This is a genomic window from Sphingopyxis sp. GC21, assembly GCF_025727575.1.
Taxonomy (GTDB): domain Bacteria; phylum Pseudomonadota; class Alphaproteobacteria; order Sphingomonadales; family Sphingomonadaceae; genus Sphingopyxis; species Sphingopyxis terrae_A.
In genome coordinates, this window is the sequence record NZ_CP095845.1 from 3,330,472 (window position 1) to 3,352,599 (window position 22,128).

22 protein-coding genes are annotated in these 22,128 nt (G+C 66.4%); 9 read left to right on the top strand and 13 right to left on the bottom strand.

Features of this window, described 5'->3' with window-relative positions:
* Positions 1 to 14: 14 nt before the first annotated feature.
* The gene (locus tag MU856_RS16030; RefSeq protein ID WP_263587917.1) at positions 15 to 662 is read right to left on the bottom strand and encodes a 2-hydroxychromene-2-carboxylate isomerase; all 648 of its coding nucleotides are present in this window, start codon (positions 660 to 662) and stop codon (positions 15 to 17) included.
* Positions 663 to 791: 129 nt separating this feature from the next.
* On the opposite strand from MU856_RS16030, the gene MU856_RS16035 reads away from it, so the two are divergent.
* From MU856_RS16035 to MU856_RS16045, 3 genes are read left to right on the top strand one after another with little or no spacing between them, the layout of a single operon-like run.
* On the top strand, positions 792 to 1,244 hold the full coding sequence (locus MU856_RS16035; RefSeq protein ID WP_062767387.1) for a MarR family winged helix-turn-helix transcriptional regulator: 453 nt from the start codon (positions 792 to 794) through the stop codon (positions 1,242 to 1,244).
* Complete coding sequence (locus tag MU856_RS16040; protein WP_263587918.1) at positions 1,244 to 2,377, top strand: HlyD family secretion protein; 1,134 nt, start codon at positions 1,244 to 1,246, stop codon at positions 2,375 to 2,377. The genes MU856_RS16035 and MU856_RS16040 overlap by 1 nt, the downstream gene beginning before the upstream one ends.
* 10 nt (positions 2,378 to 2,387) lie before the next feature.
* Positions 2,388 to 3,977 carry an MDR family MFS transporter gene (locus MU856_RS16045; protein WP_263587919.1) on the top strand — a complete coding sequence of 530 codons (1,590 nt, stop codon included), beginning with the start codon at positions 2,388 to 2,390 and terminating at the stop codon, positions 3,975 to 3,977.
* A gap of 21 nt (positions 3,978 to 3,998) precedes the next feature.
* Here MU856_RS16045 and MU856_RS16050 read toward each other — a convergent pair whose 3' ends face one another.
* From MU856_RS16050 to MU856_RS16080, 7 genes are all read right to left on the bottom strand, one after another.
* Positions 3,999 to 4,730: a DUF4336 domain-containing protein gene (locus MU856_RS16050; protein WP_263587920.1), complete on the bottom strand. Its 732-nt coding sequence runs from the start codon at positions 4,728 to 4,730 to the stop codon at positions 3,999 to 4,001.
* A gap of 60 nt (positions 4,731 to 4,790) precedes the next feature.
* On the bottom strand, positions 4,791 to 5,399 hold the full coding sequence (locus tag MU856_RS16055) for a hypothetical protein (RefSeq protein ID WP_263587921.1): 609 nt from the start codon (positions 5,397 to 5,399) through the stop codon (positions 4,791 to 4,793).
* Positions 5,400 to 5,448: 49 nt separating this feature from the next.
* On the bottom strand, positions 5,449 to 6,228 hold the full coding sequence (locus tag MU856_RS16060; RefSeq protein WP_263587922.1) for a dimethylarginine dimethylaminohydrolase family protein: 780 nt from the start codon (positions 6,226 to 6,228) through the stop codon (positions 5,449 to 5,451).
* Positions 6,229 to 6,413: 185 nt separating this feature from the next.
* On the bottom strand, positions 6,414 to 7,439 hold the full coding sequence (locus MU856_RS16065) for an aspartate-semialdehyde dehydrogenase (protein ID WP_003041985.1): 1,026 nt from the start codon (positions 7,437 to 7,439) through the stop codon (positions 6,414 to 6,416).
* A gap of 108 nt (positions 7,440 to 7,547) precedes the next feature.
* A complete protein-coding gene (rplS, locus tag MU856_RS16070) occupies positions 7,548 to 7,925 on the bottom strand; it encodes a 50S ribosomal protein L19 (RefSeq protein ID WP_186401489.1) in 378 nt (125 codons plus the stop codon).
* 4 nt (positions 7,926 to 7,929) lie between these two features.
* Positions 7,930 to 8,667, bottom strand: a complete 738-nt coding sequence (gene trmD / locus MU856_RS16075) for a tRNA (guanosine(37)-N1)-methyltransferase TrmD (protein ID WP_263588986.1) — start codon at positions 8,665 to 8,667, stop codon at positions 7,930 to 7,932.
* A complete protein-coding gene (locus tag MU856_RS16080; protein WP_263587923.1) occupies positions 8,664 to 9,584 on the bottom strand; it encodes a LysR substrate-binding domain-containing protein in 921 nt (306 codons plus the stop codon). Before MU856_RS16080 ends, trmD begins: the two co-directional genes overlap by 4 nt.
* Before the next feature lie 103 nt (positions 9,585 to 9,687).
* On the opposite strand from MU856_RS16080, the gene MU856_RS16085 reads away from it, so the two are divergent.
* Positions 9,688 to 9,849, top strand: a complete 162-nt coding sequence (locus MU856_RS16085; protein ID WP_186401487.1) for a hypothetical protein — start codon at positions 9,688 to 9,690, stop codon at positions 9,847 to 9,849.
* On the opposite strand, the gene MU856_RS16090 is transcribed toward MU856_RS16085, so the two are convergent.
* From MU856_RS16090 to hflK, 5 genes are all read right to left on the bottom strand, one after another.
* Positions 9,846 to 11,354 (bottom strand): serine hydrolase domain-containing protein, encoded by a 1,509-nt coding sequence (locus MU856_RS16090; protein WP_263587924.1) that lies wholly within the window; start codon positions 11,352 to 11,354, stop codon positions 9,846 to 9,848. The two genes, MU856_RS16085 and MU856_RS16090, sit on opposite strands and share 4 nt — an antisense overlap.
* Before the next feature lie 127 nt (positions 11,355 to 11,481).
* Entirely contained in the window at positions 11,482 to 11,850 is a 369-nt protein-coding gene (locus MU856_RS16095) for a VOC family protein (protein WP_263587925.1), read from the bottom strand.
* Positions 11,851 to 11,972: 122 nt separating this feature from the next.
* Entirely contained in the window at positions 11,973 to 13,472 is a 1,500-nt protein-coding gene (locus MU856_RS16100) for a Do family serine endopeptidase (RefSeq protein ID WP_263587926.1), read from the bottom strand.
* Positions 13,473 to 13,599: 127 nt separating this feature from the next.
* Complete coding sequence (gene hflC / locus MU856_RS16105; RefSeq protein ID WP_062901442.1) at positions 13,600 to 14,451, bottom strand: protease modulator HflC; 852 nt, start codon at positions 14,449 to 14,451, stop codon at positions 13,600 to 13,602.
* On the bottom strand, positions 14,451 to 15,611 hold the full coding sequence (gene hflK / locus MU856_RS16110) for a protease modulator HflK (protein ID WP_263587927.1): 1,161 nt from the start codon (positions 15,609 to 15,611) through the stop codon (positions 14,451 to 14,453). The genes hflC and hflK overlap by 1 nt, the downstream gene beginning before the upstream one ends.
* A 92-nt stretch (positions 15,612 to 15,703) precedes the next feature.
* Between hflK and MU856_RS16115 the strand changes: the two genes are divergently transcribed.
* The 5 genes from MU856_RS16115 to MU856_RS16135 all read left to right on the top strand — a co-directional run bounded on the left by MU856_RS16115 (position 15,704) and on the right by MU856_RS16135 (position 22,128).
* Entirely contained in the window at positions 15,704 to 16,681 is a 978-nt protein-coding gene (locus MU856_RS16115) for an Mrp/NBP35 family ATP-binding protein (RefSeq protein WP_318153195.1), read from the top strand.
* Positions 16,681 to 17,103: a CoA-binding protein gene (locus MU856_RS16120; RefSeq protein ID WP_062901440.1), complete on the top strand. Its 423-nt coding sequence runs from the start codon at positions 16,681 to 16,683 to the stop codon at positions 17,101 to 17,103. The genes MU856_RS16115 and MU856_RS16120 overlap by 1 nt, the downstream gene beginning before the upstream one ends.
* 52 nt (positions 17,104 to 17,155) lie before the next feature.
* Positions 17,156 to 19,444, top strand: a complete 2,289-nt coding sequence (locus MU856_RS16125) for a xanthine dehydrogenase family protein molybdopterin-binding subunit (protein WP_263587928.1) — start codon at positions 17,156 to 17,158, stop codon at positions 19,442 to 19,444.
* Positions 19,441 to 20,439, top strand: coding sequence for a ferrochelatase (hemH, locus tag MU856_RS16130; RefSeq protein ID WP_062901438.1), 999 nt, complete (start codon positions 19,441 to 19,443; stop codon positions 20,437 to 20,439). The genes MU856_RS16125 and hemH overlap by 4 nt, the downstream gene beginning before the upstream one ends.
* A gap of 96 nt (positions 20,440 to 20,535) precedes the next feature.
* Positions 20,536 to 22,128, top strand: coding sequence for a DUF1963 domain-containing protein (locus MU856_RS16135; protein WP_263587929.1), 1,593 nt, complete (start codon positions 20,536 to 20,538; stop codon positions 22,126 to 22,128).

Here is a 22,128-nt window from a genome sequence, read left to right on the forward strand (position 1 = left end):
CGAACGTCCGCAAGCTATCGCGGGCGCAATCCTTTTTGCTCCATGCGCCACTTCGCCATTTCGATGCGGTCCTGTCCGAAGAAGGGCTCGCCTTCGAACACCAATGTCGGCACGCCCCAATGGCCGGCGATTTCGAGCGCGACCTGGTTGGCGGCGATCTCCTGATCGAGCGTTTCGGCGTCGCTTTCCGCCTCCGCATCGAGTTCGGCGAGATCGAGCCCGGCGCGCTTCGCTGCGCCCGCCAGATGGTCGCCGAGGTGCCAGTCCTGCGCGCCGCCCCAGATGAGCTGCGCCAGCTCGTCGCAAAAGGCCAGGCTCTTGCCGCGCCGCGACGCCGCCTGCCCCAGCCGGGTGAGGCGATAGATGTAGGGTTGTTCGGCGGCGATCTCGCGCGTCATCACATTCTGGACGATCGGGTCGGGACGCGGCGGCCCGAAGGGGATGCCGTGGAACTGCGCGACGCGGATCATGTCGCGCATCGTGTAACTGAGCCAATTGGGGTGGTTGCGCTCGAAAAAGTCGGGCTGGCGCACGGCCAGCGGATAGACCGGGCGCAGGTTGATCGTCACATCGTGGCTCGCCATCAGCGCGCGGTAGCGGCCGATCGCCAGATAGCTGTAGGGCGAGCGGAAGGACCAGAAAAGATCAGCAGACAGACTCATGCGCGGCATCCTGCAAAAAATGCGGCGCCGCGCAAGCGAAACGGCAATTTTTTGCTCCAAATCAGATGCTTCGCACATGCAGCATAATCGTCATTGAATATTATAGCAGTTGCTATTATATCGCATGCCATGAGTGAGACGATCGGTTTCCTGCTCAACGACACCGCGCGGCTGTTTCGCCGCGCCTTCAACGCACGCACGAAACACAGCGGAATCACCGCGCTCCAGTGGCGGCTGATCAGCTATCTGAAGCGGCACGAGGGGATCCGGCAGGGGCCGCTCGCCGAACTCATCGAGGTCGAACCGATCACCCTGTCGCGCATGGTCGACCGGTTGGTCGAGGCGGAGCTGGTCGAACGCCGCGCCGATCCGACTGACCGCCGCGCCTGGCGACTGTATCTGACGCCGCGCACCGGCGCGATCGTCGGCGGCATGCGCGACATCGCCGATGCGCTGACCGAAGAGGCGACCGAGGGGCTCAGCGCAGCCGAACGCGCGCAGCTCATCGAGCTGGTCGAGCGCGTCCGCGCCAATCTTTCGCGCCGCGAATGCGGCAAGGAACCGACAAAAGAGACAATGTGATGGATCAGCTCTCCCCCTCCCGTCCTGCCGCCGCGCCCACCGCTCCCGCCGCTCCCACGGGCGAAGAGGTTTCGGTGCCGAAGGCGAAACCCAAGGCCGATCCCGTGCCGCCCGCGCCCGAGGCCGAAACCGACGAGACCCGCAAGCCGGGCTGGCGCACCCGCCTGTTGATGTTCGGCGTGCCGCTGGCGCTGCTCGTCGGCGGCGGCTGGTACTGGCTGACGAGCGGCGGCGCGGTGTCGACCGACAATGCCTATGTCCAGATGGACAAGGTATCGATCGCCGCCGAGGTTGGCGGCCGGATCACCGAGGTTGCGGTGCGCGACGGCCAGATGGTCGACAAGGGTCAGCTGCTTTTTCGCATCGACGGCGAACCCTATGCGCTGACGGTGGCGCAGGCGAATGCCGCGATCGACGCGGCCAAGGTCAATGTCGGCAATCTGTCGGCCAGCCTCGCCGCGACCGGCGTCGACATCAAGGCGGCGAAGGAAGCGGTGGGCTTTGCCGAATCCAATTTCGCGCGGCAGGCGGCGCTCATGGAAAAGGGCTTCACCACCAAGGCGGCCTATGACGCATCGAAGCATGCGGTCGAACAGGCGCGCGCAGGCCTTGCGCAGGCCCGCGCCGACGCCGCGGAGGCGCGCGCCAAGCTTGCCACCGGGGGCAGCGGCGTGAATCCCGAGGTCGAATCGGCAAAGGTCCAGCGCGCGCAGGCACAGGTCAACCTCGGCCGCACCGAAGTGCGCGCGCCGAGCGCCGGGCGCATCGCCCAGTCGGACCGGCTGCAACTCGGCCAGATGATGGTCGCGGGGCTCCCCGCGGTGACGCTCGTCGATACGCTGCACCCCTATGTCGAGGCCAATTTCAAGGAAACCGACCTTGCCGACATGCGCGTCGGCCAGCGCGCCGAGATCCGCTTCGACGCCTATCCGGGGCTCAAGGTACGCGGCCATGTCGAAAGCATCGGCGCTGGAACCGGCAGCGAATTTTCGGTACTCCCCGCCCAGAATGCGACCGGCAACTGGGTGAAGGTGACGCAGCGCGTGCCGGTGCGCATCGCGCTCGACGAAACGCCGTCGCGCGACATGATCGCCGGCCTGTCCGCCGACGTCAAAGTGATCACCGCGAAATAGGGGCGGGCCGATGGCGAGCCGCGCCCTTCCCCGCCGGTCGCCCAGCGCGGCGCAACCGGTCGATGCGTCGATCCCGCTCTATCAGCAGGTGCGCTATCGCGGCCTGCTGACGGTGGCCGTGATGGGCGCGTCGGTGATGCAGATTCTCGACACGACCATCGCCAATGTCGCGATACCGCATATGCAAAGCGCGCTCGGTGCGACGAGCGAGACGGTCAACTGGGTTCTCACCAGCTACATCATCGCCTCGGCAGTGGCGATGCCGATCACCGGCTGGCTCGCCGACCGGATCGGACGGCGGCAATTGTTCCTCGCGGCGATCGTCGGCTTCGTCCTGACCTCGATGGCGTGCGGTGCCGCGCAGAATCTCGAGGAGATGGTGGCGTTCCGCTTCCTGCAGGGGATCGCCGCCGCCTTCATCAGTCCGCTGTCGCAATCGGTAATGCTCGACATCAACCCGCCCGAACGGCACGCGCGGGCGATGTCGATCTGGGGGATGGGGATCATGATCGGCCCGATTCTGGGGCCCATCCTGGGCGGCTGGCTCACCGAATCGGCGAACTGGCGCTGGGTGTTCTACGTCAACCTGCCCGTCGGATTGATCACGCTGGTGCTGATGTGGGCGCTGCTGCCGCGGACGCATACCCGCGAGCGCAAGTTCGATCTGTTCGGCTTCTCGATGCTCGCGCTCGGCCTCGCTGCGCTGCAGCTGATGCTCGACCGCGGTGCGCAGCAGGACTGGTTCGAGAGTGCCGAAATCTGGATCGAACTCGGCGTTTCGGTTGCCTGCCTGTGGATGTTCCTCATCCACCTGCTCACCGCGCCGGTGACCTTGTTCAACCGCAAGATGCTCGCCGATCGCAACCTCGTCATGGGCATGGGCTTCATGATCGTGATCGGGGTGGTCATGTTCTCGTCGATGGCGCTGCTGCCGCCGATGCTGCAACGCCTGTTGGGCTGGCCGGTGATCGATACAGGGCTGGTGCTCGCGGTGCGCGGGATCGGCATCCTGATGAGCATGTGGGTCGCCGGGCGCCTGCTCGGCAAGATCGATGCGCGCTGGATGGTCGGTTCGGGACTGCTGATCGCCGCCTATTCGCTGTATCAGATGAGCCAATGGTCGCTGATGATGGGCGCCGGTCCCGTGGTCGTCAGCGGGCTGGTGCAGGGATTAGGGATGGGGCTGATCTTCATCCCGCTCAACACCATGGCCTTTGCCACGATCCCGATGCAGTTCCGGACCGACGGATCGAGCCTCCTCAACCTGTTCCGCAGCATGGGGGCGTCGGTGGGCATTTCGGTGGTCACGACGCTGCTCGGATCGAATACGCAGACCAGCCACCAGGATCTGGTCGCGCATGTCACCAACAGCTCGGTCAGCCTCGTCGATCCCTCGACGGCCGACCGCTTCGGCATCATCGGCGATGTCGCGATGCAGATGGTCAATGGCGAAATCAACCGGCAGGCGGCGATGGTCGCTTATATCGACGATTTCTGGCTGATGATGTGGGTCACGCTCGCGGCCGTGCCGCTCGTCGTCCTGCTGCGTCCCCCCAGGCCCGGCGCGGCGCAGGCCTCGGCCGCCGACATGGGGCACTGACAGGGTCGCGCCAGCGCCGCGTCAGCAGACCCAGCGCAAGGCACGCCGAAGCTCGGCGGCGCCGTCCCGCTCATATGGCAAGCCGTGCGCCATCACGACGCGCTCGCAATCCCAGCTCAATATAGCAGCGACCGCCCGGCGAACACGCGCGCGGCGCGGCCAGAAGGTCAACCGCAGGTCGATCGGCGCCTTGCCGTCGGGATGCGCCGCGCCCGAGAGGCGGACGAGCCCGCGATAAAAGCGGCTGCGTATCCGCTGCGGCTCAAAATTCTCGATCAGGTCGGTCAGCACGACGGTGCGCGAGGGCCGGTGGAAAAACACCGCTTCATTGACCAGCGTGCCCGGAACGAAAACCGTCTCCAGCTCTTCGGGCAGCACCGCCTCGCCGTCGAGCATCGCGTCGATGCGGAAGGGCCGCTTCGCGCGCGTGGCGAGATCGGGCACCGCGAGCGTTCGCGCGCCGGGATAGATCGCCTGCCAGTCGGCCACATACCAATAATGAAGGCTGTTCGGCGCGATCAGCCAGGCGACCGGGCCGAGGCGGTCGATGGCAGAAAGCAGGTCCTTGTCGGGAGCGATCGGCGAATGAACCCACAGCGTGCCGTCGGCAAGCCGCACGACGGTCATCCGGGTTGGAAAGGGGATCGAGGTCGGCCCGTAATCCATGCGGATTTCGGGACCATCGACGATCCACAATCGGCCACCAAAGGCTTTGGGCGTGTTGAGCGGCGCATAGGGAAGGAAAGCCGACATGGCGGCAGACTAGCCCCGGCAACGCCGTCGATCAAATCTCGCCGGCGATCTGCGTGACCGTTAACGGAAGAAGCAATTGGCCCCGGCGAACAGCGCCTCGATCTTCGCATCCTTGCCCGGCTCGGCGAACATGCCGCCGATCGCTGCATCGCCGGTGCCCAGGCTGAACTCCTCGCCCAGCGTGCTGTCCTTGTGATCGACGACGGTGGTCGATGCGGATGCCTTGGCGCGCGTCGTGCCGATACCGATGCCGCTGACCGTCGAATAGAATTCGGCGCCCGCCTCGTCGCCCAGAAACCAGCCGACGAACTTGTCGTCCTGAAAATTGAGCGTCATTGCATCGAAGCGCGAAAATTGCATCGGCCCCGCGCCGCACTCGTCATTGTCGCTGCGGTCGTCGACGACCCCCGCAACGCGCGCCAACGCCTCTTCGGCCTGTTTGCGCGGGATGCCGAACGCGAGCAGGCTGGTCTTGCCGCTGGCCTTGTCGATGAAGCGCAGCCCCGCAGCGTCGAGCGCGACCGACAGCGACGCCGCTGCCGGACCGTCGAGCTTCGCCTCTGGGACGTCGGGCACGACCGGCGGTCGGTCATCGGCGGCCGGCTTGTCGGCGGCGGGCTTGCACGCCGCGAGCAGCGCGAGGAGGACGAGGGCGGGCAGCTTGCGCATGGCAGGACTCCGAAGGGGACGCGCCGCTATACGCCAGAGCGCGGGGCGATTACCAGCGCAGCGACATGCAGCTGAGCCCGGCGTCGATCCGCGCGATCTGATCGGTGGGCAGCGCGCGAAACGGGACGCCGCGCGCCGCCAGCAGCGCTTGCGTTGCAAGCCAGCGCGCGCCGATCAGCACCGTGTCGCGGACGCGCAGGATATTCGCCGCGCCTTCTTCGCCCATCGGCGTCAGCAACACCTCCAGCCCCGCAAATTCGGGGCAGTCGCGCATGGCGGGGACGGCGAGCACGGTGCGGTCGTCGACAAGGCCGCAGCCGGTCTTGAAATGCAGCACGCCGGGCGGGGTCTGCGCGATCTGCGCGCGGTATCCAAGATCGCCGAGCAGCGCAGTCAGCGTTTCGGCCCCCGCCCGGTCGGTGCGGTCAGACAGGCCGATGATCACGCGGTCGGCAAGGCGCAGCACATCACCGCCGTCGACATGTCCCGGCCCGGCCAGTTCAAGGACGCGGCCGTGCCGTTCGGCGAGCGCAGCGCGTATGTACGCGACCTCGCCCGCGCGGCTCGGCGCACCGGGACGGAGCAGGATCGCGCCTTCGGCAAAGGTCAGCGCGACGTCCTCGACGAACAGCGCATCGGGAAAGGCATCGAGCGGCGGCAGAACATCGACCGTCAGGCCCAGCTCGCGCAGCACCGCGACATAGGCGGCATGCTCGGCCATGATTCCCGCCAGCTCGGGATCGGGTCCGCCGCCCGCACGGATGCCGTTGACGGCCGACGGCGCCGGGGTCCGGCAAAGCGCATGGGTAAAAGCGAAAGGCGCGGTCATGTTATGGGCATAATCCGGATGACCCGATCTCGCCAAGGCAATCCTCCCTGCCACGCAGCGGTGGGAGGGGGGCCGTCCGCAAGGGGGATGGTGGCGGGGCCGCGAGCGCGCCGGCGTCAAAGCCCCTCCGTCAGCCCTTCGGGCTGCCACCTCCCCATCGCTGCGCGACAGGGAGGATAACAAGATCAACCCTTCTTCAGATGCCGGCGGCCGAGCAGTTCGGCGATCTGCACCGCATTCAGCGCCGCGCCCTTGCGCAGGTTGTCGCTGACGCACCAGAGGTTCAGGCCATTGTCGACGGTGCTGTCGTCGCGCACCCGGCTGACGAAGGTCGCATAGTCGCCGACGCATTCGACGGGGGTGATATATCCGCCGTCCTCGCGCTTATCGACCAGCATGACGCCCGGCGCCTCGCGCAGGATGCGCTGCGCTTCCTCGGCGGGCAGTTCCTTCTCCATCTCGATATTGATGGCTTCCGAGTGGCCGACGAAGACCGGAACGCGGACGCAGGTCGCGGTGACCTTGATCTTCGGATCGAGGATCTTCTTCGTCTCGGCGACCATCTTCCATTCTTCCTTCGTCGATCCGTCGTCGAGGAATTTGTCGATGTGCGGAATGACGTTGAAGGCGATCTGCTTGGTGAACTTCTTGATGTCCTTTTCGTCGCCGACGAAGATCTGGCGCGTCTGGTTCCATAGCTCGTCCATCCCCGCCTTGCCGGCGCCCGACACCGACTGATAGGTCGAAACCACGACGCGCTTGATTTTCGCCGCATCGTGCAGCGGCTTCAGCGCGACGACCATCTGCGCGGTCGAGCAGTTCGGGTTCGCGATGATGTTGCGCTTGGTATAGCCATCGATCGCGTCGGGGTTCACCTCGGGCACGATCAGCGGCACGTCGGGGTCCATGCGATAGAGCGACGAGTTGTCGATCACGACGCAGCCCGCGGCTGCGGCCTTGGGCGCGTGAATCGCGGTCGCGTCGCTGCCGATGGCGAAGATCGCCATGTCCCAGCCCGACCAGTCGAAATTCTCGATATTCTGACATTTCACGGTTTTGCCGGTATCGCCGATCTCGACTTCGTCGCCCTGGCTGCGCGACGACGCGACCGCCGCCAGTTCGGCGATCGGAAATTCGCGTTCGGCGAGGATGGCGAGGACTTCGCGTCCGACATTGCCCGTCGCACCAGCGACGACGATCCGGTAACCCATGAAATATGTCCTTTGTCTTGGCGTGAAATGAAAAACGACCGGTTCTGCGCTTTGGCGGAACCGGTCGTTCTGGAAAGCTGTTTCGGCTTTGTGGGGAGAAACCTCTCCTCAGCCTTCGCCGGCTTCCGACCGGTAATCGCGGCGCTCCGCAATACGAGCCGATTTACCGGTGCGGCCCCGCAGATAGTAGAGCTTCGCACGGCGCACGGCGCCCTTGCGGACGACGGTAATCGAATCGATGTTCGGCGAATAAAGCGGGAAGACGCGCTCGACGCCTTCGCCGAACGACATTTTGCGCACGGTGAAGTTCGAGCCCATGCCCTTGTTCGCGCGCGCGATGCACACGCCTTCGAAATTCTGGACGCGGGTGCGTTCGCCTTCGACCACCTTCACGCCGACGCGCAGCGTGTCGCCGGGGCGGAACGTCGGAATCTCTTTGCCGGCCTTGGCAATTTCTTCAGCTTCGATCGTCTGGATGAGGTTCATGCCTCTAGTCCTTCTTCTTTTGCCGCGCGCCAGAGGCAGGTCGGGCCCGAGCGTCCTCATGACGCTCCCAAAGGTCCGGCCTGCGTAACCGTGTATGATCCTGCGCCTGTTGTTTCCGCCAGGCGGCGATCTTCGCATGATCCCCCGATCGCAGCACTTCGGGGATCGTGCGCCCTTCCCATGTGACGGGCCGGGTATAGTGCGGATATTCGAGCAAACCGTTCTCGAACGATTCGTCGTCGCCACTTGAAGCCGCGCCCATTACGCCGGGAAGCAGCCGAATGCAAGCGTCGAGCAGCATCAGCGCGCCCATCTCGCCGCCCGAAAGTATGATGTCGCCCATCGACAGCTGTTCGATCGGCCGTGCGTCGAAGATGCGTTCGTCGAAACCCTCGAAGCGGCCGCACAGGATGATCGCTCCCGGACCCGCGGCAAGGTCGCGCACGCGCTTCTGCGTGACCGGCGCGCCGCGCGGGGTCATGGCGAGCAGCGGCAGCCCCGGATGCGCCGCCGTCGCATGATCGATCGCCGCCCCCAGCACGTCGGCCTTCAGCACCATGCCGGCGCCGCCGCCCGCGGGCGTATCGTCGACGGTGCGATGCCGGTCGGTGGCAAAATCGCGGATCTGGACGGGAGCGCACGCCCATGTCCCGCTTTCGAGCGCGCGCCCCGCCATGCTGTGCCCCAGCGGACCGGGGAACATGTCGGGATAGAGCGTGAGCGGAACGGCGGTGAAGGTCATGACGGCGGCTGCCATAGCGCCTCGGGCAGCAGGTGGCGATCCTTCTTCAATTCGTCGTGCAGCCATTCGCGGAAGCGCTCGATCTTGCGCACCCCGACGCGATTTTCGCGGTGGACGAGCCACAGGCCGGCATCGGCGACATAGAGTGTATCGAAGGGCTGGACCATCCGGCCGCTGGCAAGGTCGGCCTGCCAGAACAGCGGGGTCATCATCGCGGCCCCGAAGCCCGCCTGCACCGCGCTCGCCTCCTGCAACTGGCTGTCGAGCTCTATGCCGAGGCGCGATGGCGCCAGCGGAGTCGCGACCCCCGCAGCGACAAACCAGTCGGCCCACCAGCTGTCGTTCGGGGCGAGCCGCTGGACGCGCAGCAGGTCGGCGGGTTCGCGGATCGCATGCTCGGCGATGAACGATGGTGCGGCGAGCGGTGCCAGCGTCTGGCGCATCAGAAAGTCGCTGCGCAGGCCGGGCCAGGGGCCCATTCCAAGACGGATCGCAACATCGACGTTCGACGCGTCGAAGTCGACCAGATCGTTGCTCATCGACATGCGCACGGCAAGGTCGGGGTAAGCGAGCTGGAAGCGGCCGATACGCGCGCTCAGCCACGCGCCGCCGAAGCTCGTCACGGCGCTGATCGTCAGCACGTCGGTTTCGTCGCTGCCAAGTGCAGCGAAGGCATCGTGCATTGCGGCAAAGGCGGCGCGGATTGCGGGGAACACGCGTTGCCCGGTCTCCGACAGTCGCACACGGCCCTTTTCGCGCACGAACAGCGCGCGGCCGAGCCGGTCTTCCAATTGGCGGACCTGATAGCTGACCGCTGCCTGCGTCATCCCCAGTTCCTCGGCAGCGCGCGAGAAATTTTCCAGTCTTGCAGCTGATTCAAAGGCGCGGACGGCAGCGAGGGGCGGCAGTTTCGGCATTACCAGAGCATAAGGTAAGCTTATATGTTTGTCCAAAGCTTTAATTGGCGAAGGCGCCAGCGAAGGCGCATCTGCACCCTATTGCAATCGATGGAGACAGACGATGATGGATGAAATCTGGATGCGGAGCTGGAACGCCGATCATGCGCGCTTCAGCGCCGACCTCGACCGCGGCTTCGCGCAGCTCGGTGCCGCCTTGAAGCCGCTTTTCGCCCGGCGCCCGCGCGGCGCGGCCAAAGCGGCACCGGCTCGCCCCGCGAGCTAGTCGCGTGCTGGACGAAGGCGCAGGGCCTGAACCGTCAGCGGATGCGTCGGGGCCAGCAGAATCTGACCGTCGAGCTTGCCGCGCTCGCAGTTGAGCCGGAACACCGCTCCCAGCGCGCCGCGCGCCACGGGCGGCTCGGCGGTCGGACATGCGCCCAGCTGATCTTTCAGCGCCGCCAGATCCTTCGCCCATAGCGCCGCCGAGCGGTCCATCAGGAAGTTCATCGCCAACCGGTCCTGCATCGGCGTCAGGTCGCCCGCGTCATAGACCGCGCGCACCGCCGCGATCATCGCGGCCATGTCGGGCGTGACCGGCGCTGGCCGGGTTTTGAGCAACCCCGCCTTCTCCATCGCCACCGCCGTGTCCCAGGCGGGCGCCGAAGGCCCGGCATAGGTGCGGTTCGACAGCGCAAAGACGCCAGCGCCGAAGTCGGGCATCAGCATCACATGGCTGCCATAACCCGGATAGCCACCGCCGTGCGACAGGGTGAGCCCGAGCTCGCAGTCCTGCGCGACGCGCCAGCCCATGCCATAGGCCGCGGCCTGCTTGCACGCCGTCTCGCCGCTCGCGCCGGCGCGCGTCGCCAGCGAGACGAAGTTCAGGCCCTGCGCGATCTCGCGCACCGTTGCGCGGCGGATTGGCCCAGCATCGGTCTCGTTGCGCGGCGGCCAGGCCGACAGCATAAAGGCGACCCATTTGGCATAGTCCCGCGCGCTGACCTGCAGCCCGCCCATGCTGTTGAAGGCACCGTCGGCCATTTCGGGTTCGGGCACCCACGTCTCACCTTCCCAGCGGTAGCCGCGGGCATAATGCGCGCGCGGCGCGCTCGTCACGTCATAGCCGCTGGCCTCCATTCCCAGCGGGCGGAGGATGGTGATGCGGACATAGTCGGCATAGGGCATACCCGACGCATTGGCGACGATGCGGCCGAGCAGGGCATAGCCGAAGTTCGAATATTCGAAGCGGCTCTGCGGCGCCTGCGTGAAGGGGACGCCGGCGGTCAGCATCTTGGTAAAATCGTCCTGCGACAATATCTGCTGGCGGTCGCCCCACGGATCGTCGGTGACGAACCCCGCGACATGGTGGAGCAGGTCGCGCACGCGAATGCGCGGACTGTCCGCGGTCGGATAGGTCCAACGCTTCATTTCTGGGACATAATCTTCGGCCAGATCGTCGAGCCGCAGCTTGCCCCGGTCGCGCAGGTTGAGCACCGCCAGCGCGGTGAAAGCCTTGGTCATCGAAGCAATTCGGAACAGCGTATCGCCGTCGACCGGCGTTCCGGTCGCCACATCCTGAACCCCGCGCCCCTTCAGATAGACGAGCTTGCCATCCTGCACGATGCCATAGACGAGGCCAGGGATATGCTGATCGGCCTGATAGCGGGCAAAGAGCGCGTCGATCTCGGGCGCGATTTCGTCGAGACTCCGTCCCGCACTTTCCTGCGCGAACGCGGGTGAGGCGCAGCCAAGCATCACCGCCGCAACCAAGGCCGATTTCCAACGCATGACGATCCTTTCGCGAACGGACGAGCGCCGCAGGCTAACAGCGGGCCGGGACGGCGGCAATCCGCCGCGGCCGGCCGTTTTAGGACTGTCTATGGCTGCAACGCCCGTGCGCGCCGCCAACGCGTCGTCACCCCATGACGAAGGCGTTGAGCTTGTTGCCGTCGGGATCGCGAAAATAGCCCGCGTAAAAACCTTCGCCGCGCGGACCGGGGGCGCCTTCGTCGCGGCCGCCATTCGCCAGCGCAATATCGTAGAGGCGCTGGACCTGATCGGTATCGCTGGCCTCCAGCGCCACCATCACGCCATTACCGACGGTCGCGACATTGCCGTCGAACGGCTTGGTCAGGCCAATGCCCGCGCCGCCGCCCTCCTTGCCCCAAGCAATGAAATTGTCGAATTCCATCATGCGCGGCACACCCAGTTCGGCGGCGATCGCGTCGTAAAAAACCGCCGCTTTGGCAAGGTCGTTGGTGCCGAGCGTCACATATCCGATCATTGGTCATCTCCCGATTCGTTGAAGCGAGAACATATCAGGAACAATATATACGACAAGAAAAGAAAAGGGGCGCCCGGTCGATGTCCGGGCGCCCCTATCGAAACGTTGACGATGCTGCGCGATTACGGCTTGATGCGGATCGCGATAAACGCCGACGGACCGCCGCGGCGGAGAATCTCCATCAGCACCGCGTCGCGGCCGGCCTTCTTCGCTTCCGCCACCGCCTTGGCCAGGCCCTCGCTCGTCGTCACCGGGGTGCGGTTGACGCTGAGGATCACATCGCCGCGGCGCAGGCCCTTGCGGCCAGCATCGCTGTTGCTCGATGCGGCGCCGATGACGAGGCCCTTGGTCGATGCATCGACGCCGACAGCGCGCGCGATGTCGGGGGTCAGCGTCTGCACCGCGAGGCCCAGATTGTCCTGGACCGCCTTGTCCGAAACGCTCCCGCTGTTGTCGTCAGGCGTCGCCTGATCGTCTTCGGGGTCGAAATCATTGCCTGCGAGCTGGTCTTCGGGCGGACGCGTGCCGACGACGGCGTTGAGCGTCATCGTCTTGCCGTCGCGCACGACCTCGATCGGGATACGCGTCCCCGGCTTGGTGTTCGCGACGATGTAGGACAGCGTCTGCTGCGGCGTCACATCCTTGCCGTTGACCTTGGTCACGACGTCGCCGCGCTTGATGCCCGCCTTCGCCGCGGCACCGTCATCCTCGACGCGCTGGACGAATTCGCCGCGATCCTTGGGCAGGCCGAGCGCCGCAGCGATATCCTCGCCGACCGGCGCGATGCCGATGCCCAGATAGCCGCGCTCGACGCGCTCGCCGGCGCGCAGCGCGTTGATCACCGGGATCGCCGCATCGGCCGGGATGGCGAAATTGACGCCGATGTTCGCGCCGACGGGCGAGATCAGCATATTGTTGATGCCGACGACATTGCCGTGCAGGTCGAACAGCGGACCGCCCGAGTTGCCGCGATTGATCGCCGTGTCGGTCTGGATGTAGCGGTCATAAGCGCCGCCACTGCCGATATTGCGCTGCACCGCCGAGATAATGCCCGCGGTGACGGTCGAGCCGAGGCCGAGCGGGTTACCGATCGCGACCACCCAGTCGCCGACGCGCGCCTTGCCGCTGTCGCCGAATTTCACGAACGGCATGCCGGTCGCGTCGATCTTGAGCAGCGCGAGGTCGGAGGCGACGTCGCGGCCGACGATCTTGGCCTGAAATTCCTTGCCGTTGGTCAGCGTCACCGTGACCTGGTTCACCTGTTCGCCGCGCGGACCGCCGGTGACGACATGGTTGTTGGTGACGATATAGCCGTCGTCCGAGATCAGAAAGCCCGAACCGCCGCCCTGCTGCTCCTGCGTGACCGGTTCGCGCGTTCCCGCGAAAGGATCGAGCCGGACGCCCAGCGTGACTTCCTGCTTGGTCGAGATGTTGACCACTGCGGGCTGCAGCTGCTCGACCAGGTCGGCGAAGCTTTCGGGCGCGCCGGCGCGCGGAACCGCCTTGGCGATTTCGCTGCGCTCGTTCTGCGCGACCTGCGCGATAACGGGCGACTGGGTGACGAGCGCGAGCGCTGTGCCACCCACCAGCAAAGCCGAAGTGATGCCATAAACATAACGCACGATCGCAAATCCTTCTCTCTTGCGAAAAAACCCAAGGACCCCGGCAGGCTTCATTTGGGGCCGCGCGGCTGAACGGCAATTGAACATGAACGGCGACTGCACGTCCGGTTCATCCGCCGTCCTGCCCCTATCCGCCGCTGAAACGCTTCAGATATTCATTGTCGGGCGACATGATGATCGACGTTCCGCCCTTGTTATTCTCGCCCAGGAATGTCTGACGATAACTCTGCATGGCGCGATAGAAATCATAGAATTCGGGATCCTTGCCAAAGCTGGCGGCATAGATGCGCGCGGCTTCGCCATCGGCGTTACCGCGAATGATCTGCGCTTCCTTCTGCCCTTCGGCGCGGATCGCGATCGCTTCCTGCTGGCGCGCGGTGCGCATGCGGTCATAGGCCGCCTGCAGCGTCGCGCCTTCGGGGAGGTCGGCGCGCTTGATCCGCACGTCGATGATTTCGGCGCCATATTTGTGCGCCTCGCGATTGAGCGCGACCTGGATATTGTCCATCACCGCACCGCGTTCGGGCGAGAGCAGGGTCGCGAAGGTCCGCTTGCCGAGTTCGTTGCGCAGCGACGAGCCGAGGATTGTCGCCAGCTGTTGCTGCAATTTATCCTCGGTCCGGATCGCGGTGTACATGCGCACCGGGTTGGTGATGCGGAAGCGTGCGAAGGCATCGACCTGCAGCCGTTGCTGATCGGTGGAGAGCACCTGCTGGCGCTCCATGTTGATGCCCAGAATGCGCTTGTCGATATATTGGATCCCATCGGTGAACGGCACGCGCAGGACAAGGCCCGCACCCGACCGGCCGAATTCCTCGTTCGCCTTGTAGCGATTCACCGTGCGCTCGATTTCGCCGAAGCGCAGGATCAGCGCCTGCTTGTCTTCGGGAACGATCGCCAGCGTCTGCGACAGGATCACGAGAATGGCGACGAGGCCGACGAGCAGCCGCATCGGATGGCGGGTGATCGATTCGAACATCACTGGCCTCCCTTCGCCGCATCGGACGCGGCGTCGGACGCCGCGCGCGCGCGCCGCTGAACTTCGCTCAGCGGCAGATAGGGGGTGACGCCGCGCGCCTCGACAATCGTCTTGTCGACGTTCGACAAAACATTCTCCATCGTTTCATAATATAGCCGCTTGCGGGTCACGCCCGGCGCCAGCTTATATTGTTCGTAAATCTTGTCGAACGCCGCGGTGTCACCGCGTGCGCGTTCGAGCACCTGCTGTTCATAAGCGCGCGCCAGGTTGATCGACGACTCGCGTTCCTGCCGCGCCGCGGTGACTTCCTTGAACGCCTCGTCGACCTGCTTCGGCGGATCGGCCTGGCGAATCGCGATGCCCTGGATTGTCACGCCGGCGCGATATTGATCGAGCAGGGCCTGCATGCGCTGCTGGACCTGCGTCTCGATCTCGACGCGGCCGGGACCGATCGCCTGCACCAGGTCGAAATTGGCGACCGTCGCGCGCATCGCGCTTTCGGCGACCTCGCGGATGGTGCCGTCGGGATCGGCGAGCTGGAAGATATAGAGTTCGGGGTCGCGGATCGACCAGCGCACTTCATAGGCCAGATCGACGATGCTCTGGTCGCGGGTGAGGACGAAATTTTCGTCGCTTGCATTGGGCGAGCCGACCTGCATCGTGCGGATCGCGCGCACGTCTTCCATGCGGATACGCTCGATCGGCGCCGGCCAGGTGAATTTCACGCCGGGTCCGACGGTACGCGAATAGCTGCCGAGCCGGGTAACGACGCCTTCCTTTTCGGGCGGTACGATGTGGAAGGACGAAAACAGGAACCACACCGCGACAAGCGCGCCCACGCCCCATTTCCACAGCCGCGCCGATTCGGGCATCTGCAGATTGCCGCCGCCGCCACCCGAACCGCCGCCGCCGAAGCCGCCGCGTCCCTTGCGCAGAAGTTCGTCGAGTGCGGAGGGGCCGCGCGGCTTGCGCCCGCGCAGTCCGTCGGCGGGATCGGGCGTCACCCAGGGATTGCGCGGACCCGACCGGTCATCGCCATCGCCGTTATCCTTCGGGCCATTGCCCCACGGACTGTTCGCCATCAGCGCAATCTGATGGAAAAATTGCCGCACTCCCTGCGGGGCGCGGCCTCCCATGCTGCCATCACTTTTGTTGCTCATGAATGCTTTTATAAGGGCGGCGCGCGCGATTAACAGGGGGGCCAGGCGAAAATGGGTGGCAATCGCCCCGCTTATCCCTATCTGCCGCGGACATGACCGATATCGCCATCCTTGCCAGTCTCGCCACCGATTTGACCGGCGGCCGCACGTCGGGGCTTCGCTATCTCGACGATCAGGGCACGCTCGCGATCGTGCTCGATGTCACCGGGCTCGCCGAAGACGAGCGCAAGCCGCTCGAGGAAAAGCTCCGCGCGGGCCTGCTCGCCCGTCCCGGCGTTACCAGCGTTCGCGTCGCCATGACCGCCGAGCGCAAGGCGATGACGATCATCGCGGTGGGCAGCGGCAAGGGCGGGGTCGGCAAATCGACGCTCGCCGCCAATCTTGCCGTCGCGCTGCGCCGCACCGGAGTGAAGGTCGGACTGGTTGATGCCGACATCTACGGTCCGTCGCAGCCGCGCCTGATGGACAGCGAGGGCGTGAAGCCCGAAGCGCGCGGATCCAAGCTCTCGCCGGTGCAGAGCGCCTATGGCGTTCCGATGCTGTCGACCGGCCACATCGCCGCGCCGGGTCAGGCCATCGCCTGGCGCGGCCCGATGGCCGGCCGCGCGCTCGAACAGCTGATCGACGCAAGTTGGGGCGATATCGATACGCTCGTCGTCGACCTGCCCCCCGGCACCGGCGACGTCCAGCTCACGATGATCCAGAAGCACAAGCCCACCGGCGCGGTCGTCGTCTCGACGCCGCAGGATCTGGCGCTGATGGACGCAGCGCGCGCCGTGTCGCTGTTCGAGCAGGCCGAAGTGCCGATCATCGGCGTCGTCGAGAATATGGCCGGCTATGCCTGCCCGCATTGCGGTGAGGTCAGCGACCCGTTCGGAAGCGGCGGTGCCGAGGCCGCGGCGAAGGAAATGGAGCTCGATTTTCTCGGCCGCGTGCCGCTGTCGATGGGCATCCGCCTCGCGAGCGACGGCGGCGTCCCGCCCGCTGCCGGAACCGATCCGCTGGGCGAGCCGTTCCACGCGATAGCCGCGAAGGTCGCGGCGTGGCTCGCGGCGCGAAAGGGCATATGATGGCGATCAACGATGAGGCTGAAATTCGCGCCCTGCTCGCAAGGCCGCGCCGCATCGCCATCGTCGGCGCCTCGCCTAATCCCGCACGCCCCTCGAACGGCGTGCTCGCCTTCCTGGCCGCGCAGGGCCACGATGTGATCGCGGTCAATCCCGGCCATGCCGGCAAGACGATCCACGGCGCGCCGGTGGTCGCGACGCTCGCCGATGTCGAGCCGGCGGCCGAGATCGTCGATATCTTCCGCAACAGCGCCGACGCGGGCGCTGCCGTCGACGATGCGATCGTCCACGGGGCGAAAGCGGTGTGGATGCAACTCGGCGTCATCGACGAAGCCGCCGCGCGGCGCGCCGACAAGGCCGGCCTGGTCGTCGTCATGGACCGCTGCCCCAAGATCGAGATTCCGCGGCTGGGCTTGCTGCGCTAGCCCCTACGAAAGGCTTTGCGTCGCCGACTCGCCGCGATTATCAGCAGCGGGGATGACCGGCATTCGGGACAAAGTGGGGACAAAGAAATCGCGCCTGCCGCATGTCAGCCGCCGGTCGCTGCTCGTCGGCGCCACCGCTGCGGGCGGCCTTGCGCTGGCCTGGTCACTCTGGCCGCGTCATTATGCGCCCAATCTGACCGCTGCGCCCGACGAACATATCTTCAACGCCTTTCTGAAGATCGGCGACGACGGGCATATCGCCGTCGTCGTGCCGCAATGCGAAATGGGGCAGGGCGTCACCACGCTGCTGCCGCAGATCATTGCCGACGAGCTCGGCGCCGACTGGCGCACCATCGCGGTCGAAACCGCGCCGATCAGCCCGCTCTACACCAACACACTGCTCGTCGACGAGGATAGCGCCACCTTCATGCCGCGCGCGCTGGTGCCCGATGTCGTCGCCGATGTGCGCAGCTGGGTCCGACGCGAATGGGCGGTGCGCCATGCGGTGATGCTGACCGCCAACAGCTCGTCGATCCGCATGTTCGAGGGGCCGTGCCGCGACGCCGCGGCGCAGGCCCGCACGCTGCTTATGATGGCGGCAGCGAAGCGGTGGGACGCCGACTGGCAGGATTGCGACACGCAGGATGGCTTCATCACCTGGAAGAACCGCAAGCTGCGCTTCGGCGACGTCGCGGCGGTGGCCGCAACGCTCGATCCTCCGGTGGAACCCGTCTATCGCGCCAACAACAATGACCCGCTCTACGGCAAGGAACTGACGCGGCTCGACCTGCCGGCAAAGGTAGACGGGTCGGCCAATTTCGCCGGCGACATCCGCCTTCCCGACATGGTTTTCGCCGCGATCCGCCAGGGACCGTTCGGCGCCACCCGGCTCAAGAGCATCGACCGCGAGGCGGGGATGGCGTCACCCGGCCTGCTCGACATCGTCCTCCACGACCGCTGGATTGCAACCGTCGCGCGCAACTGGTGGGCCGCGAATCGCGCGCTCGACCGCTTCGCACCGCAGTTCGAAACCACCGGTCCGCCGATTTCGAGCGCCGGAATCGACCAGGCGCTGAAGGCAGCGCTCAAGGCTGATGGCTATCGCATCGCCAAAAAAGGCGACGTCGCCGAGGCGATGGAGGGGCGCACCAAGGTTGCGGCGCATTACGCCGTCGCGCCCGCGCTTCATGCACCGATCGAGACGCGCACCGCAACCGCCGCTCCCGACGGCGACCGGCTGCGCCTGTGGGTTGCGACACAGGCGCCCGCCCAGTGCCGCGACGCGGTCGCGCGGGCAGTCGGTTTGCCGCCGGGCAAGGTGACACTGTTCCCGATGATGGCGGGCGGATCGTTCGACGCCTGTCTCGATCACAGCGTCGCGGTGCAGGCGGCGATCATCGCGACGCAGATCAAGCGCCCGGTGCAGCTCGCCTGGTCGCGCGCCGAAGAAATCATGCGTGACATTCCGCGCGCGCCGGCACGCGCCAAAATCTATGCGACGCTCGACGCCGCTGGCGGGATCGACGCGCTCGTCGCGCGGATCGCGGTGCCATCGACCAACCATGAATTCCGCGCGCGGCTGTTCGACGGAGCCCCGGCTGACGTCGCGCAGCGCGAGGCGGCGGGAACGCCCGATGCCGCAGCGGTCGAGGGCGCGGGCGGATCCTATAACTTCCGCCATTTCGCGGTCGATCATTGCCCCGCCGACATAGGCCTGCCGACCGCGCGCTGGCGCGGCAACGCCGACAGCTACACCGCCTTCTTCACCGAATGTTTCATCGACGAAATGGCGGCACGCGCCGGATCGGACGCGCTCTCGTACCGGATGGCGATGCTTGGACAGGCGCCGCTCCTCGCCCGCTGCCTGCTCACTGCGACCAGCCTCGCCGGATGGGAAGGCGGGCTTTCGGGCACGGCGCAGGGCCTTGCATGCCATTCGATGCGCGGCAGCCACATCGCGCTCGTCGCCACCGCGCGGCCCAGCGACCGGGGTCTGCAGGTCGAACAGCTCGTCGCCGTCGTTGACGCCGGGCGGCTCGTCAATCCGGCGATCGCACGCCAGCAGATCGAGGGCGGGCTCGTCTTCGGTCTCGCCGCCGCGGTCGGCGCGACGACCGATTATGACGGCGGCGTCGCGACCGCCCGCAAGCTCGGCCAGCTTGGCCTGCCCCGCCTGTCGCAAGTGCCGCAGATCGTCGTCGAATTCATCGACAGCGACCGCGATCCCGGCGGCGTCGGCGAAATCGGCGTGCCCGTCGTCGCGCCGGCGATCGCCAATGCAATGTTCGCCGCAACCGGTCGCCGAATCCGCCGCCTTCCGCTATCGCCCGATCCGCTATGATCGAACGCCCCCTTTCCCATCCCGCGGTACCCGCGCCGCGCATCGGCGTGCTGCTCGTCAACCTCGGCACCCCCGACGCTCCCGAACCAGGTCCGGTACGCCGCTATCTGCGTGAGTTCCTGTCCGACCCGCGCGTCGTCGAAATCCCGCCGCTGCTGTGGCAGCCGATCCTGCGCGGCATCATCCTCAACACGCGCCCGAAAAAGTCGGCGCACGCCTACGCGCAGGTGTGGACCGACGAAGGCTCGCCGCTCGCCGCGATCACCCGGCGCCAGGCCGGAGCGTTACAGGCGGCGCTGGGCGACGATGTCCGCGTATCCTGGGCGATGCGCTATGGCGCTCCGGCAATCGGCGGCGCGATCGACGAACTTGTCGGCGAAGGGTGCCGCCGCATCCTGATTGCCCCGCTGTATCCGCAATATTGCGCCGCGACGACGGCGACGGTGGTCGATGCGGTCGGCGCGCATCTTGCGCGCTTGCGCTGGCAACCCGCGCTGCGTTTCCTGCCGCCCTATCACGACGATTCCGCCTATATCGCGGCACTTGCCGCGTCGGTCGAGGCGGGGATCGCCGCGCTCGATTTCGCGCCCGATACGCTCGTCGCCAGTTTTCACGGCATGCCCGAACGGACGCTGCATCTGGGCGACCCCTATCATTGCCAGTGCGTGAAGAGCGCGCGGTTGCTGTCCGAAGCGATCGGACGGCCGGTCGAGATTGCCTTCCAGTCGCGTTTCGGACGCGCCAAGTGGCTCGAACCCGCAACCGACGCGCTGCTCGAACGGCTCGGCCGCGAGGGGCGCCGCGTGGCGATTTTCGCACCGGGTTTTTCGGCCGATTGCCTCGAAACGCTCGAAGAGCTCGCGATCCGCGGCAAGGAGCAGTTCGAGGCGGCGGGCGGGCGCGACTTCGCCTATCTGACCTGCCTCAACGACACCCCGCCAGGAATGGCTATGCTCGAGGTGCTGGTGCGGCGTGAACTCGCCGGATGGCATTGAAATAGCGGGCGCTTACCTCCTGTTTAACTCTGCGTCTTAAGCTCTGTATCCAGCGGCTTCCGGTATATTGCGCCGGCACCCGCGCGGAGACATGCGATGAGCGAACTCGACCGGGCAGCCATGACGCTCGCCGGCCTGACCCTGGCCTTTTTGATCGCGGTCGCCATCGTCTGGTGGATACGCCGCCCCCGCCCCCAGGTTACGCTGCCCAAGGCCCCCAGAATGCCGCGCGCAATGCGCATGCCGCGGCTGCCGCGCCGCGCCGAGCCTGAAATCGAACCCGTCGAAATCGCGCCCGCGCGCCTCGCGCGGCTGCGCGCCCAACCGGTCTATGACCCGTTGCCCGAAGACGAACCGCCGACCGAGGTCGCTCCAATAGCCGCCGAAACCGACACGCCCTCAGACGCCTTGCCGCCCGAACCGATCGAAGAGATGCTGGCGGCGCAGGTTCAGGCCGTCGAGGCGCAGGCGCACGACGCATCCGAGCCATTGCCCATCATGGACAATCCCGCAGCTGGTCACGCCGTGCCTGCCAGCCAGGCGCGACTGGTCGCGCAAATCCCGCCGCGCGACGCCATTCTGACGCGCAACTGGGTCGGCGGACGCCCGCGTCTGCCAGTCGCGATGCCGTGGCCGCGGATCGAGGGCACCGATGCCGACTTTATCGCCCAGATCTCCTGTGCCGATTTGCCTGCCGGACTCTGGGACGGGCTGGGCCCGCGCACCGGCGCACTCGCCTTTTTCGTCCATCCCGAAACGGGCGCGGCGACGGCGCTCCATCTGCCCGAGGTGGGACCGCCACGCGCGACACCCAAGCCAGTCGGCCGCGCCTATTTCCGTCCCGCCGGGCTCGAATACGAGGCGCTGCACCGGCTCGCGGTGCGGGCCTTTCCCGAATGGGCGGTCGACGTCCGCGGCGCCGATGCGCCCGGCACGCTGGCCGGGGCGGACGCCGCCGACGCCTTTTTCGCGGCCACTGGCTATGATCTTGCCGATCCTGCCTTTCATCCGTTCGACTGGCCGACGATGACCGGGCTGGCGGCGCTGCTCGCCGCGCGCCTGCCCACCCTTGAAACCGGCACTGCGCCGCCGCCCGACGCGAGCGACGAGCTGACCGAGGCGCTGGCCGATGCCGCCGCAACCAACCGCGACGCGGCCGAGCGCGCGCGCGAGATATTGGCGATCATCGACGAAAGCGCGGGGCAGGCCGGCTTCTCGGCCTCGGACGCGTCCGCAGTGATGACCGCGCTGCACGCGATCCACTGGTCGCGGGTGGTGGTCGAAAGCGATGCCGAAAGCGGCGAGGACCGCGCCGAATCGATCGCTTTGCCGCTGACGCGCCACCATCCGGATGCCGAGCTGTGGGTCAGCGACTATCGCGCGCTGCTTTTCGATCATGCGCGCCATCGCTGGTGCGCCGACCCCGATTCGCTTTCGGCCCCGGCCCGGGCGCTCTTCGAACCCGTCTGGGCCGCACTCGCCGCCGCCGAGGCGCCTCTCGTAGGCGGGCAGCCGCGCCACTATGCACCCGGCTTCGACGAGGAGCGCGACGCGATGCTCGTCGAATTGCCCGCAAGCGCCTTGACCGGCATCGCGCCCGCGCAGGGCGCCAGCCTGATCCTCGCGATCCGCAAGGCCGATCTTGCCGTCGGAAATTTTGCGGCGCTGAAGGCACTGACCGGAAACTGA

Bases quoted from the DNA above. Each gene is read 5' to 3' on its own strand.
- MU856_RS16030 (WP_263587917.1), bottom strand. From the start codon at position 662: ATGAGTCTGTCTGCTGATCTTTTCTGGTCCTTCCGCTCGCCCTACAGC.
- MU856_RS16035 (WP_062767387.1), top strand. From the start codon at position 792: ATGAGTGAGACGATCGGTTTCCTGCTCAACGACACCGCGCGGCTGTTT.
- MU856_RS16040 (WP_263587918.1), top strand. From the start codon at position 1,244: ATGGATCAGCTCTCCCCCTCCCGTCCTGCCGCCGCGCCCACCGCTCCC.
- MU856_RS16045 (WP_263587919.1), top strand. From the start codon at position 2,388: ATGGCGAGCCGCGCCCTTCCCCGCCGGTCGCCCAGCGCGGCGCAACCG.
- MU856_RS16050 (WP_263587920.1), bottom strand. From the start codon at position 4,730: ATGTCGGCTTTCCTTCCCTATGCGCCGCTCAACACGCCCAAAGCCTTT.
- MU856_RS16055 (WP_263587921.1), bottom strand. From the start codon at position 5,399: ATGCGCAAGCTGCCCGCCCTCGTCCTCCTCGCGCTGCTCGCGGCGTGC.
- MU856_RS16060 (WP_263587922.1), bottom strand. From the start codon at position 6,228: ATGACCGCGCCTTTCGCTTTTACCCATGCGCTTTGCCGGACCCCGGCG.
- MU856_RS16065 (WP_003041985.1), bottom strand. From the start codon at position 7,439: ATGGGTTACCGGATCGTCGTCGCTGGTGCGACGGGCAATGTCGGACGC.
- rplS (WP_186401489.1), bottom strand. From the start codon at position 7,925: ATGAACCTCATCCAGACGATCGAAGCTGAAGAAATTGCCAAGGCCGGC.
- trmD (WP_263588986.1), bottom strand. From the start codon at position 8,667: ATGACCTTCACCGCCGTTCCGCTCACGCTCTATCCCGACATGTTCCCC.
- MU856_RS16080 (WP_263587923.1), bottom strand. From the start codon at position 9,584: ATGCCGAAACTGCCGCCCCTCGCTGCCGTCCGCGCCTTTGAATCAGCT.
- MU856_RS16085 (WP_186401487.1), top strand. From the start codon at position 9,688: ATGATGGATGAAATCTGGATGCGGAGCTGGAACGCCGATCATGCGCGC.
- MU856_RS16090 (WP_263587924.1), bottom strand. From the start codon at position 11,354: ATGCGTTGGAAATCGGCCTTGGTTGCGGCGGTGATGCTTGGCTGCGCC.
- MU856_RS16095 (WP_263587925.1), bottom strand. From the start codon at position 11,850: ATGATCGGATATGTGACGCTCGGCACCAACGACCTTGCCAAAGCGGCG.
- hflC (WP_062901442.1), bottom strand. From the start codon at position 14,451: ATGTTCGAATCGATCACCCGCCATCCGATGCGGCTGCTCGTCGGCCTC.
- hflK (WP_263587927.1), bottom strand. From the start codon at position 15,611: ATGAGCAACAAAAGTGATGGCAGCATGGGAGGCCGCGCCCCGCAGGGA.
- MU856_RS16115 (WP_318153195.1), top strand. From the start codon at position 15,704: ATGACCGATATCGCCATCCTTGCCAGTCTCGCCACCGATTTGACCGGC.
- MU856_RS16120 (WP_062901440.1), top strand. From the start codon at position 16,681: ATGGCGATCAACGATGAGGCTGAAATTCGCGCCCTGCTCGCAAGGCCG.
- MU856_RS16125 (WP_263587928.1), top strand. From the start codon at position 17,156: ATGACCGGCATTCGGGACAAAGTGGGGACAAAGAAATCGCGCCTGCCG.
- hemH (WP_062901438.1), top strand. From the start codon at position 19,441: ATGATCGAACGCCCCCTTTCCCATCCCGCGGTACCCGCGCCGCGCATC.
- MU856_RS16135 (WP_263587929.1), top strand. From the start codon at position 20,536: ATGAGCGAACTCGACCGGGCAGCCATGACGCTCGCCGGCCTGACCCTG.